Source organism: Streptomyces sp. AMJ-169 (assembly GCF_055597585.1).
In genome coordinates this window covers 604,999-616,259 of record NZ_JBVLTJ010000005.1, presented here as the reverse complement: position 1 = coordinate 616,259, position 11,261 = coordinate 604,999, and the positions used below count along the sequence as shown (strand labels likewise).

The 11,261-nt window shown below is 69.8% G+C and carries 10 protein-coding genes; 8 read left to right on the top strand and 2 right to left on the bottom strand.

Annotated features, from left to right (window positions below):
• Positions 1–74: 74 nt before the first annotated feature.
• A complete protein-coding gene (gene truA / locus ACYUD3_RS16015; RefSeq protein WP_470969736.1) occupies positions 75–932 on the top strand; it encodes a tRNA pseudouridine(38-40) synthase TruA in 858 nt (285 codons plus the stop codon).
• 79 nt (positions 933–1,011) lie between these two features.
• Here the strand turns inward: truA and ACYUD3_RS16010 are convergent, their stop codons facing one another.
• Entirely contained in the window at positions 1,012–1,875 is an 864-nt protein-coding gene (locus ACYUD3_RS16010) for a hypothetical protein (protein ID WP_470969733.1), read from the bottom strand.
• Positions 1,876–2,197: 322 nt separating this feature from the next.
• On the opposite strand from ACYUD3_RS16010, the gene rplM reads away from it, so the two are divergent.
• The 3 genes from rplM (at position 2,198) to glmM (ending at position 4,744) form a co-directional block, all read left to right on the top strand.
• Positions 2,198–2,641, top strand: coding sequence for a 50S ribosomal protein L13 (rplM, locus tag ACYUD3_RS16005; RefSeq protein ID WP_055718822.1), 444 nt, complete (start codon positions 2,198–2,200; stop codon positions 2,639–2,641).
• 49 nt (positions 2,642–2,690) lie between these two features.
• On the top strand, positions 2,691–3,218 hold the full coding sequence (rpsI, locus tag ACYUD3_RS16000) for a 30S ribosomal protein S9 (protein ID WP_470969729.1): 528 nt from the start codon (positions 2,691–2,693) through the stop codon (positions 3,216–3,218).
• Between the two features lie 167 nt (positions 3,219–3,385).
• Positions 3,386–4,744, top strand: coding sequence for a phosphoglucosamine mutase (gene glmM / locus ACYUD3_RS15995; protein ID WP_470969726.1), 1,359 nt, complete (start codon positions 3,386–3,388; stop codon positions 4,742–4,744).
• A 120-nt stretch (positions 4,745–4,864) separates the two neighbouring features.
• On the opposite strand, the gene coaA is transcribed toward glmM, so the two are convergent.
• On the bottom strand, positions 4,865–5,833 hold the full coding sequence (gene coaA / locus ACYUD3_RS15990; protein WP_470969723.1) for a type I pantothenate kinase: 969 nt from the start codon (positions 5,831–5,833) through the stop codon (positions 4,865–4,867).
• Positions 5,834–6,085: 252 nt separating this feature from the next.
• Between coaA and ACYUD3_RS15985 the strand changes: the two genes are divergently transcribed.
• The 4 genes from ACYUD3_RS15985 (at position 6,086) to ACYUD3_RS15970 (ending at position 11,188) form a co-directional block, all read left to right on the top strand.
• Positions 6,086–7,099 carry a hypothetical protein gene (locus ACYUD3_RS15985; RefSeq protein WP_470969721.1) on the top strand — a complete coding sequence of 338 codons (1,014 nt, stop codon included), beginning with the start codon at positions 6,086–6,088 and terminating at the stop codon, positions 7,097–7,099.
• An 87-nt stretch (positions 7,100–7,186) separates the two neighbouring features.
• The gene (glmS, locus tag ACYUD3_RS15980; protein ID WP_470969718.1) at positions 7,187–9,034 is read left to right on the top strand and encodes a glutamine--fructose-6-phosphate transaminase (isomerizing); all 1,848 of its coding nucleotides are present in this window, start codon (positions 7,187–7,189) and stop codon (positions 9,032–9,034) included.
• 17 nt (positions 9,035–9,051) lie between these two features.
• Entirely contained in the window at positions 9,052–9,423 is a 372-nt protein-coding gene (locus ACYUD3_RS15975; protein ID WP_470969716.1) for a holo-ACP synthase, read from the top strand.
• 304 nt (positions 9,424–9,727) lie between these two features.
• On the top strand, positions 9,728–11,188 hold the full coding sequence (locus ACYUD3_RS15970) for an NAD(P)H-hydrate epimerase (protein WP_470969713.1): 1,461 nt from the start codon (positions 9,728–9,730) through the stop codon (positions 11,186–11,188).
• Positions 11,189–11,261: the final 73 nt, after the last annotated feature.

Sequence of the window (11,261 nt, the reverse complement as noted above, 5' to 3'; positions counted from 1 at the left end):
ACCCGTCCATCAGCAAGACCAGCCACCCCGCCGGGGCCCGGCTGGGATTCCTACACACGGATTAGGAACCCCCTGTGAGTGATGAAGCCGCCCCCGGGCATGTCCGTATCCGTCTCGATCTCTCCTATGACGGGACCGGTTTCCACGGGTGGGCCAAGCAGGCCGGGGGGAAGCGGACGGTGCAGGGGGAGATCGAGAGTGCGCTGGCCGTTGTCACGCGGTCTCAGGGGACGCCGTTCGAGCTGACCGTCGCCGGGCGGACCGACGCGGGGGTGCATGCCCGGGGGCAGGTCGCGCATGTCGATCTGCCGGCCGGGCTGTGGGAGGCGCACCGGGAGAAGCTGCTCAAGCGGCTCGCCGGGCGGCTGCCCAAGGACGTCCGGGTGTGGGGGCTGCGGGAGGCGCCGGCCGGGTTCAACGCGCGGTTCTCGGCGGTGTGGCGGCGGTACGCCTACCGCGTCGTGGACCACCCCGGCGGCGTCGACCCGCTCCTCCGTAATCACGTCCTCTGGCACGACTGGCCCCTCGACGTCGAGGCCATGAACGCCGCCGCGGGCCTCCTGCTCGGCGAGCACGACTTCGCCGCCTACTGCAAGAAGCGGGAGGGCGCGACGACCATCCGTACGCTCCAGGAGCTGAGCCTGGTGCGCGGCGACGACGGCATCGTCACCGCCACCGTCCGCGCGGACGCCTTCTGCCACAACATGGTGCGCTCCCTGATCGGCGCGCTGCTGTTCGTGGGGGACGGGCACCGGGGGGCGGAGTGGCCGGGGAAGGTCCTCGCGGCCGGGGTCCGGGACTCGGCCGTACACGTCGTCCGGCCGCATGGGCTGACGCTGGAGGAGGTCGGGTATCCGGCCGACGAGCTGCTGGGGGCGCGGAGCAGGGAGGCGCGTAATAAGCGGACGTTGCCTGGGGGTGGGTGCTGCTGAGGCCGTTGAAGGGCTGAGGAGGGCCGTCAGGGCCCTCAGCGGCGCCTCCTGCGGTGCGGGAGGCGCCGGGGCGCGTCCCTCAGCCGTTCGCCGCCGCGGACGCCTGTGCCTGCCCCCTGCTGCGGATCTGCTGGAACGTGTACTCCGCGAGGTCGTTGCCGGCGGCGAACACCGTTGTGTCCTTTTCCGTCACGCTCTTGCCGTCGGTGAAGCCGGCGACCGTGAAGTAGGCGTAGCGGCCGAAGGAGTTGGTGGTCGAGCGGCAGACCGCGCCGTTGCAGAAGTCGGCGATGCCGTTGCCGGTGAGGGGTTTGACGAAGCTCTTGTTGTCGGCTTCCTTTTTTGCCTTCAGAGCTTGGGCCTCGGTGTCGAAGACCGCGACCCCTACCGTCGTCGCGATGCCGTCCTTGATGTAGGAGACCCGCATCAGGCGCGTGCAGCCGTTGTCGGTGAGGACCTTCGGGAGGGTGCCCTGGGCGACGGTCGCGCAGGACGTCGTGTCCGAGGAGGGGCCCTTGCGGTAGGTGCCGGAGGACAGCGGGAGCTGGGTGCCGGGGAAGAGGAGGTGCGGGCCGTTGGGCGCGGTGTCCTTGGACTTGTCGGAGATGAACTCCTTCGGGTCCAGCGGCGGGGGCGCGCTGGTGGGGGCGAAGGAAGGGGTGCCGGAGCCGCTCGGCAGCGGCTGCGAGGACGTCGGCCTGTTGTCCGCGTCACTTCCGTTCGCCGAGACCACCGCCATCGCCACGGCCGTACCGACCGCGAGGGTCGCCACCGCGCCGCCGCCGATGAGGAACAGCCGCTTGCGCTTGTTGCGCGTCTCCGACTGCTCGGCCATCGCCGCCCAGTCGGGGCCCGTCGCGCGGCTCTCGCCGTCCCACGGCTGCTGGGAGTTCGGCTTCCACGGGTCCCACTGGGACTGAGGACCACCCTGCCCATAGTTCATGGGGCGCATCCTAGACGGATCGACACGCCCGCAGACCGCTCACAGTTCCTTTGAAACCTTCTCACCCGGAGATGTCTTGTTTGCCGTCACACCCCACCCGTTCGGCCTCGTTTTGACCCCGCACGGGGGGCACGGGTAACCTGCTTAGTCGTTGTGTATTGGCTTCGCTCTTCTCACGGGACGGGCCCTTACACCGGTCCACCGGGCCGATGACCAGCAATCTCATGTGTGCGGTATGCGTCGCCGCCGTTGGGTACGGGCTGTCGTGATCGTTTCGGTGACCTGTTCAGGTCCATCTCACTCGAAGCGAAGGCTACGAACCGTGCGTACGTACAGCCCCAAGCCCGGCGATGTGACGCGCCAGTGGCACGTCATCGACGCTCAGGACGTCGTCCTGGGCCGGCTCGCCAGCACCGCCGCCTCCATCCTGCGCGGCAAGCACAAGGCGATCTACGCCCCTCACGTCGACACCGGTGACTTCGTCATCATCATCAACGCCGACAAGGTGCACCTCTCCGGCAACAAGCGGACCCAGAAGATGGCGTACCGCCACAGCGGCTACCCGGGCGGTCTGCGCTCGGTCCGTTACGACGAGCTGCTGGACAAGAACCCGGAGAAGGCCATCGAGAAGGCCGTCAAGGGCATGCTCCCGAAGAACACGCTGGGCCGTCAGATGCTCTCGAAGCTGAAGGTCTACAAGGGTGACCAGCACCCGCACGGCGCGCAGCAGCCGCAGCCGTTCGAGATCACCCAGGTCGCGCAGTAGTTCCGGCCACCAGACCGTTCATCTAGCCAAGAGAATCTGAGGAATCACCGTGGCTGAGACCACTGCCGAGCAGCCGCTCGAAGAGATCGAGACCGAGCTGGTCGACATCGAGAGCTACACCACCGAGTCCGACGTCCCGGTCGAGGGCGAGTACACCTCCGAGTCGCTCGCCTCGCGCTTCGGCGACCCCCAGCCGGCCGCCGGCCTGGGCCGCCGCAAGAACGCCATCGCCCGTGTCCGGATCGTCCCGGGCACCGGCAAGTGGAAGATCAACGGCCGCACCCTTGAGGACTACTTCCCCAACAAGGTGCACCAGCAGGAAGTCAACGAGCCCTTCAAGGTGCTCGAGCTGGAAGGCCGTTACGACGTCATCGCCCGCATCGCCGGTGGCGGTGTCTCCGGCCAGGCCGGTGCGCTGCGGCTCGGTGTCGCCCGTGCGCTGAACGAGGCCGACGTCGACAACAACCGTCCGGCGCTGAAGAAGGCCGGGTTCCTCAAGCGTGACGACCGCGCGGTCGAGCGCAAGAAGGCCGGTCTCAAGAAGGCCCGCAAGGCTCCGCAGTACAGCAAGCGCTAGTCGCACCGGGGTGCCGGTCGGCGCCCCTCCTCGATATGCCCCGGCGGCACGCCCGTGCCGCCGGGGCATTCGTTTATCACAGGCTTAGGCGTATAACGGCACAAGACGCTCAAAGGCTTATGTGATCGGATGATCTCCGTAAGTGACGCTTCCTCAGGAGGACACAAGTGGGACGACTCTTCGGCACGGACGGCGTACGTGGGGTCGCCAACGCGGATCTGACGGCCGAGATGGCGCTCGGTCTCTCCGTCGCGGCGGCGCACGTACTCGCCGAGGCGGGCACGTTCGAGGGGCACCGCCCGACCGCCGTGGTCGGCCGTGACCCCCGCGCGTCCGGCGAGTTCCTGGAGGCCGCCGTGGTCGCCGGACTCGCCAGCGCCGGTGTCGACGTCCTGAAGGTCGGCGTCCTGCCCACCCCCGCCGTCGCCTACCTGACCGGCGTCCTCGGCGCCGACCTCGGCGTCATGCTCTCCGCCAGCCACAACGCGATGCCCGACAACGGCGTCAAGTTCCTGGCCCGCGGCGGTCACAAGCTCGACGACGAGCTGGAGGACCGGATCGAGGCCGTGTACGAGTCCCACCGGCACGGCGAGCCCTGGGAGCGCCCGACCGGCTCCGGCGTCGGCCGGGTCCGCTCGTACGACGAAGGGTTCGACCGGTACGTCGCCCACCTCGTCGGGGTCCTCCCCAACCGGCTCGACGGGCTGAAGATCGTCCTGGACGAGGCGCACGGCGCCGCCGCCGAGGTCTCGCCGGAGGCGTTCCGCCGGGCCGGCGCGGAGATCGTCACGATCGGCGCGGAGCCCGACGGGCTGAACATCAACGACGGGTACGGCTCCACGCACCTCGGCAAGCTCAAGGCCGCGGTCCTCGCGCACAAGGCCGACTTCGGGATCGCCCACGACGGGGACGCCGACCGCTGCCTCGCCGTCGACCACCAGGGCGAAGAGGTCGACGGCGACCAGATCATGGCCGTCCTCGCCCTCGCGATGCGGGAGCGGGGCGCGCTGCGGGACGACACCGTCGTCGCGACCGTCATGTCCAACCTCGGGTTCAAGCTGGCGCTCGAGCGGGAGGGGCTGTCTCTCGTGCAGACCGGCGTGGGGGACCGGTATGTGCTGGAGTCCATGAAGGAGCACGGGTACGCGCTCGGCGGGGAGCAGTCCGGGCACGTCATCATTCTCGATCACGCGACCACCGGGGACGGGACGCTGACCGGGCTCATGCTCGCGGCTCGCGTCGCGGAGAGCGGCAAGTCGCTCAGTGAACTCGCTTCTGTGATGGAGCGGTTGCCTCAGGTACTGATCAATGTGCCGGATGTCGATCGGTCGCGGGTCTCCACATCCGCTGAGCTGGCGGCGGCTGTTGCCGAGGCTGAGCGGGAACTCGGGGGTACGGGGCGGGTGTTGCTGCGGCCTTCTGGGACTGAGCCGTTGGTGCGGGTGATGGTGGAGGCGGCTGATCAGGGGCAGGCTCAGTCTGTTGCTTCTCGGTTGGCGGATGCCGTTAAGTCCGCGTTGGGGTAACTTCCGGTTCGGGGTGGGGGGTTCTGCTGTCGTCGGGGCGCGGCGCTCTTCGTGGCTGTTCGCGCCCACGCGGCGGAGCCGCAAATAGATACAGCCCCGCGCCCCTAAAAACAAAGCCCGCTACAGTTTCCGCAAGTTCAAGCGTTGCACCTTGTGGTCGGGCCCCTTCCTCACCACCAGCGTCGCCCGTCCCCTCGTCGGTGCGATGTTCTCCAGCAGGTTCGGCTTGTTGATGGTTCGCCAGAGGGTTCTCGCGTAGTCCAGCGCCTCTTCCTCCGACACCTGTGTGTACTTGCGGAAGTACGAGTCGGGGTTCTGGAACGCCGTCTGGCGGAGTTTTCTGAAGCGGCTCAGGTACCAGCGTTCGATGTCCGAGGCCGCCGCGTCGACGTACACGCTGAAGTCGAAGTAGTCGGCCAGCCCCACCCTCGTCCGGCCGTCCGTGCCGGGCAGGGCGGGCTGGAGGACGTTCAGGCCCTCGACGATCAGGATGTCGGGGCGGCGGACCGTCAGTTTCTCGCCGGGGACGATGTCGTAGATGAGGTGGGAGTAGACGGGGGCCGTCACCTCGTCCTTGCCGGCCTTGATGTCGGCGACGAAGCGGGTGAGGGCGCGGCGGTCGTAGGACTCGGGGAAGCCTTTGCGGGACATCATGCCGCGGGCCTCCAGTTCGCGGGTGGGGAAGAGGAAGCCGTCGGTGGTGACCAGCTCCACGCGCGGGTGTTCGGGCCAGCGGGAGAGCAGGGCCTGGAGGAGGCGGGCGACGGTGGACTTGCCCACGGCGACCGATCCCGCGACCCCTATGACGAAGGGGGTGCCGGACTGGGAGCCGCGTTCGCCGAGGAACGTGTTGAGGGCGCCGCGCAGTCCGTCGGTGGCGCCCACGTAGAGGTTGAGGAGGCGGGAGAGCGGCAGGTAGATGTCCCGTACCTCGTCGAGGTCGATGACATCGCCGAGGCCGCGCAGCTTCTCCACCTCCTCCGCGGTGAGCGGCAGCGGTGTCTTGTCGCGCAGCGCGCTCCACTCGGAGCGGGTGAGGTCGACGTAAGGAGTCGCCTCCGGCCGGTGCCGGTGGGCGCTCCGGGGCATCGGGGAGACCGGAGAGATCACATTCCATTGTTAACGGAGTTTGAACGGACCGGGAGGTGGGCTCCGTCACCCTAAGAAAATCCCCAGCCGCTCCCGGCCCCTCCCCGGTACAACCCTTCCTGTGCGCGAGCTGTCCAACCCGGCATCCTCAGAAGGAGGTTCGCCATGCGGGGTGGAGCACTGATGAGATCGCGGTTCCGGAAGGCTGTCGTTGTCGCGGGGGCTGTGTTCGCTCTGTGTGCCGGTGGGTCTGTGGCGTTCGCCGTGCCGGGGGACGCCGTCGATGTGCAGGCCCGGCTCTATCCGGATGGCGATGTCGTGCGGGCTGGGCAGAGTTTTGGGCTGCGGGCCATTGTCGAGGCCGTGGCGGGGCGGGTTCCCGGGCTCGCGGTCGATGTGGCGTTGCCTGAAGGGGTCGGTCTGGAGGGGAACATCGATGACGCCACCTCCGGGAAGTGTGTGGCCTCGGGGGATCGGGTGCTGCGGTGTTCTTCGGGGGACGACCGGCTGGTGTCGGCTTATGTGAAGGTGCGGGTCGGGGCTGAGGTGCCGGTCGGGACGGCGTTGGTGTTCACCGCTACCGCCGATATCGGGGGTGGCGTCGACAGCAAGCCGGACGGCAACACCGACACGCGGACGGTCACCGTCGAGGAGCCCACGGACATAGGGGTGGAGTGGACGTCCGTTCCGGAGGGGCCGGTGCGGCCCGGTACGGAGGTGCGGGCCGTGGGGACGTTCACGAATCACGGGCCGGGGACCGTGCGGCTCGGTACGGCCCGCTTCCGGGTCGGCGAAGACGCCGTGCTGACGCTGCCGGAGGGCATGGGGTGTCTCAACGACCCGGGGGTCGTGATCTGTGACTTCATCCGGGAGCTGGCGCCGGGGGAGTCCCTCAGCTACCCGCTGACCTGGACTTTCCCGGAAACGGCGGCGGGGACGACGTACACGGCCACGGCCACGCTCTCTTCGCCCGACCCGCTCGATCCGAACCCGGCGAACGACTCCGCGCAGCTGGTCATCCGGATCGGGAAGCTGCCGGTGCCGCCCGAGCCGACGCCCACATCCGGCGCTACGGCGACACCGAGCCCTACGCCGACAGCGAGTTCCACGCCGGCTCCCGCCCCCTCCGCCTCTTCTTCCGCGCCCCCTGGGGAGCTGGCGGCCACCGGAGCCGGCCCTGTCGTCGCGCTCGGGGTCGGCGCCGGAGTGCTGGTGAGCGCAGGACTCGTACTCCTTCTGTCCCGGCGGCTCCGGCGGCCGAGGTGATTTTGGGGTGCGTACCCCGGTGTGAATTTCCGATTTCGGGCACGCTGGAGCCTGTTTCGGCGCGAGGACGGTCGTAGGCTGCCGCGCATGTGCGGAATCGTGGGATACGTGGGGTCTCAGTCGGCGCTGGACGTCGTGATGGCCGGGCTGAAGCGGCTGGAGTACCGGGGGTACGACTCGGCGGGGGTCGCGGTGCCGGCCGACGGGGGGCTGGCGGCGGCCAAGAAGGCGGGCAAGCTCGTCAATCTGGAGAAGGAGCTGGTCGGGCGGCCGTTGCCGGCCGGGGGGACCGGGATCGGGCATACGCGGTGGGCGACGCACGGGGGGCCGACGGACGCCAACGCCCACCCGCACCTCGACAACGCGGGGCGGGTCGCGGTCGTCCACAACGGGATCATCGAGAACTTCGCCGTGCTGCGGGCCGAACTCGCCGCGCGCGGGCATGAGTTGGCGTCGGAGACGGACACCGAGGTGGTCGCGCACCTGCTCGCCGAGGAGTTCTCCGCGACCGCCGATCTGGCGGAGGCGATGCGGCTGGTGTGCCGGCGGCTGGAAGGGGCGTTCACGCTGGTCGCCGTGCACGCGGACGAACCGGACGTGGTCGTCGGGGCGCGCCGGAACTCTCCGCTGGTGGTGGGCGTTGGGGAGGGTGAGGCCTTCCTCGCGTCGGACGTGGCCGCGTTCATCGCCCACACGCGGTCCGCGATCGAGCTGGGGCAGGACCAGGTGGTAGAGCTGCGCCGGGACGGGGTGACGGTCACCGGGTTCGACGGCTCGCCCGCCGAGGTGCGCTCGTACCACGTCGACTGGGACGCGTCGGCCGCCGAGAAGGGCGGGTACGACTACTTCATGCTGAAGGAGATCGCCGAGCAGCCGAAGGCGGTCGCCGACACGCTGCTGGGGCGGATCGACGCGGCCGGTTCGCTGACGCTGGACGAGGTGCGGATCGGGGCGGCGGAGCTGCGGGAGGTCGACAAGGTCGTCATCGTGGCCTGCGGGACCGCCTTCCACGCCGGGCTCATCGCGAAGTACGCGATCGAGCACTGGACGCGGCTGCCCTGCGAGGTGGAGCTGGCGAGCGAGTTCCGCTACCGGGACCCGATCCTGGACGGGCGCTCGCTGGTGATCGCGATCTCGCAGTCCGGCGAGACCATGGACACGCTGATGGCGCTGCGGCACGCGCGCGAGCAGGGCTCGAAGGTGCTGGCGATCTGCAACACGAACGGGTCGACGATCCCCCGGGAGTCGGACGCGGTGCTGTACACGCACGCCGGGCCCGAGGTCGCCGTCGCCTCCACCAAGGCCTTCCTGACGCAGCTCGTCGCCTGCTATCTGGTCGCGCTGTACCTGGGCCAGGTGCGGGGCACGAAGTGGGGCGACGAGATCCAGGCCGTCATCAAGGACCTCTCCCGGATCTCGGAGGAGGTCGACCGGGTCCTGGAGACGATGGAGCCGGTGCGGGAGCTGGCGCGTTCGCTGGCGGCCAAGAACACCGTGCTCTTCCTGGGCCGGCACGTCGGCTATCCGGTCGCGCTGGAGGGCGCGCTGAAGCTGAAGGAGCTGGCCTATATGCATGCGGAGGGGTTCGCGGCGGGCGAGCTGAAGCATGGTCCGATCGCGCTGATCGAGGACGACCTGCCGGTCGTCGTCATCGTCCCGTCCCCCAAGGGGCGTTCGGTGCTGCACGACAAGATCGTCTCCAATATCCAGGAGATCCGGGCGCGGGGTGCCCGGACGATCGTCATCGCGGAGGAGGGTGACGACGCGGTCGTGCCGTACGCCGACCATCTCATCCGGGTGCCCGCGACGCCGACGCTGCTTCAGCCGCTCGTCGCGACCGTGCCGTTGCAGGTGTTCGCCTGTGAGCTGGCGACGGCGCGCGGCAATGAGGTCGATCAGCCGAGGAACCTCGCCAAGTCGGTCACCGTGGAGTGAACATCTAGGCTGCCCGCATGAGCATCATCGGTGTCGGGATCGACGTGGCCGCGATCGACCGGTTCGCGGCGTCTTTGGAGCGCACCCCGGCGCTCGCCGAACGGCTCTTCCTGGAAAGGGAGTTGCTGTTGCCGTCCGGTGAACGCCGGGGTGCCGCCTCACTGGCGGCGCGGTTCGCCGCCAAAGAGGCGCTGGCCAAGGCCCTGGGGGCCCCGGCGGGGCTGCTGTGGACCGACGCCGAGATCTGCACGGAGGAGAGCGGGCGGCCCCTGTTGCGGGTCCGCGGGACCGTCGCCGCCCGTGCGGAACTGCTCGGTGTGCGCACGTGGCATGTCTCGCTGAGTCATGACGCGGGCGTGGCTTCCGCGGTGGTCATCGCGGAAGGGTAGGGCTTCTCCGCCGGTCACCGGCGAGTGGCGTGCTGGTCGTCGTCGTTCATGTCGATGTGGTGGGCGAGGGTCATGGCCGTTCTCCTTTCTGTGTGCAGGGCTGTTCTCGACCAGGGGGGAACAGGGTTTTACCTGGATATTTCGGGCGCGCGACAGGTGGAGCTGTCCGTCCGTCGACGGAGTGGGGGAGGTGTGCGCGACCCGAGAGGTGAACTCGGAGAGTGAGTGTTCGCTCATCGAGTGTGATCAAAGCCTAGCCGGGGAGGGCGATGCGGGGCCATCGAGTTTTTATGAGAATGGGGTCATGCGAACTGCCTTCTCTGTAGCGACCGTCCGCCGTGTCGAGTCCGAGCTGATGCGGCGGGTTCCCGAGGGGGCGCTCATGCAGCGGGCCGCCGCCGGACTCGCCGTCGCCTGTGGGGAGTTGCTGGGGCGGGTGTACGGGCGGCGGGTGGTGCTGCTGGTGGGGAGCGGGGACAACGGGGGGGACGCGCTGTACGCCGGGGCGCGGCTCGCGCGGCGGGGGGCGGGGGTGAGTGCGGTGCTGCTGTCGCCGGGGCGGGTGCATGGGGGTGGGCTCGCGGCGTTGTCTCGGGCGGGTGGGCGGGTTGTCGCGGGGGGTGCGGTGGCTTCGGTGATCCGGCGGGCCGATCTCGTCGTGGACGGGATCGTCGGGATCGGGGGGCGTGGGGGGCTGCGCGCTGATGCCGCTGAACTGGTGGGTCTGGTCGAGGAGTCGGGGGCTCTTGTCGTCGCCGTCGATCTGCCGAGCGGGGTGGACGCGGATACCGGGGAGGTCGGCGGGGCTGCCGTGCGGGCCGATCTGACCGTGACGTTCGGGGCGCACAAGCCGGGGTTGCTGATCGATCCCGCTCGGTCGTACGCCGGGGTGGTGCGGCTGGTGGGGATCGGGCTCGAACTGCCTGCCGTTGCCGAGGTCGAGGCGCTTCAACATGCTGATGTGGCGCGGTTGTTGCCGGTGCCGGGGGCTGCGAGCGACAAGTATCGGCGGGGGGTGGTCGGGATCGCCGCCGGGTCCGCGAAGTATCCCGGGGCGGCGGTGCTGGCCGTTGCCGGGGCGTTGCGGGGTGGGGCGGGGGCGGTGCGGTATGTCGGGCCCGCCGGGGGTGCGGTCTTGGCGCGGTTCCCCGAGGCGCTGGTGTCGGACGGGGGTGTGCGGCGGGCCGGGCGGGTGCAGGCGTGGGTGGTCGGGCCCGGGGGTGGGGAGGACGCCGGGGTGGTCGCGGAGGCGTTGGCTCAGGAGGTGCCGGTGCTGGTCGACGCGGATGGGCTGCGGCTGGCGGAGGTGGGGGCGGTGCGGGGGCGTACGGCGCCGACGCTGCTGACGCCGCATGCGGGGGAGGCGGCGGCGTTGCTGGGGGTGTCTCGGGAGGAGGTCGAGGCGGGGAGGTTGTGGGCGGTGCGGGAGTTGGCTGCTCGGTATGGGGCGACTGTGTTGTTGAAGGGGGCGACGACTTTGGTGGCGGGTGCGGAGGGGGAGGGGGCGTCGGGGGGAGGTGCGGTGCGGGCTGCGGTGCGGGTGAATCCGACGGGTACTGCGTGGCTGGCTACGGCTGGGAGTGGGGATGTGTTGTCCGGGGTGACGGGGTCGTTGCTGGCGGCGGGGTTGTCGGCGGTGGATGCGGGGAGTGTGGGGGCGTATCTGCATGGGCTGGCGGGGAGGTTCGCGGCGGAGGGGGCGCCGGTGGGGGCGATGGGGGTGGCGGAGGCGCTGGGGGAGGCTTGGCGGGGGGTTGGGGGGTAGGGGGAGGGGGGCTTGGGGGGCTGGGCGGGTGCGGGTGCGTTGTGGCTGGTCGCGCAGTTCCCCGCGCCCCTTG

Coding starts and splice junctions, on each gene's coding strand:
- coaA (WP_470969723.1), bottom strand. CDS start 5,833: ATGCCCCGGAGCGCCCACCGGCACCGGCCGGAGGCGACTCCTTACGTC.
- ACYUD3_RS16010 (WP_470969733.1), bottom strand. CDS start 1,875: ATGAACTATGGGCAGGGTGGTCCTCAGTCCCAGTGGGACCCGTGGAAG.
- ACYUD3_RS15970 (WP_470969713.1), top strand. CDS start 9,728: ATGCGAACTGCCTTCTCTGTAGCGACCGTCCGCCGTGTCGAGTCCGAG.
- ACYUD3_RS15975 (WP_470969716.1), top strand. CDS start 9,052: ATGAGCATCATCGGTGTCGGGATCGACGTGGCCGCGATCGACCGGTTC.
- glmS (WP_470969718.1), top strand. CDS start 7,187: ATGTGCGGAATCGTGGGATACGTGGGGTCTCAGTCGGCGCTGGACGTC.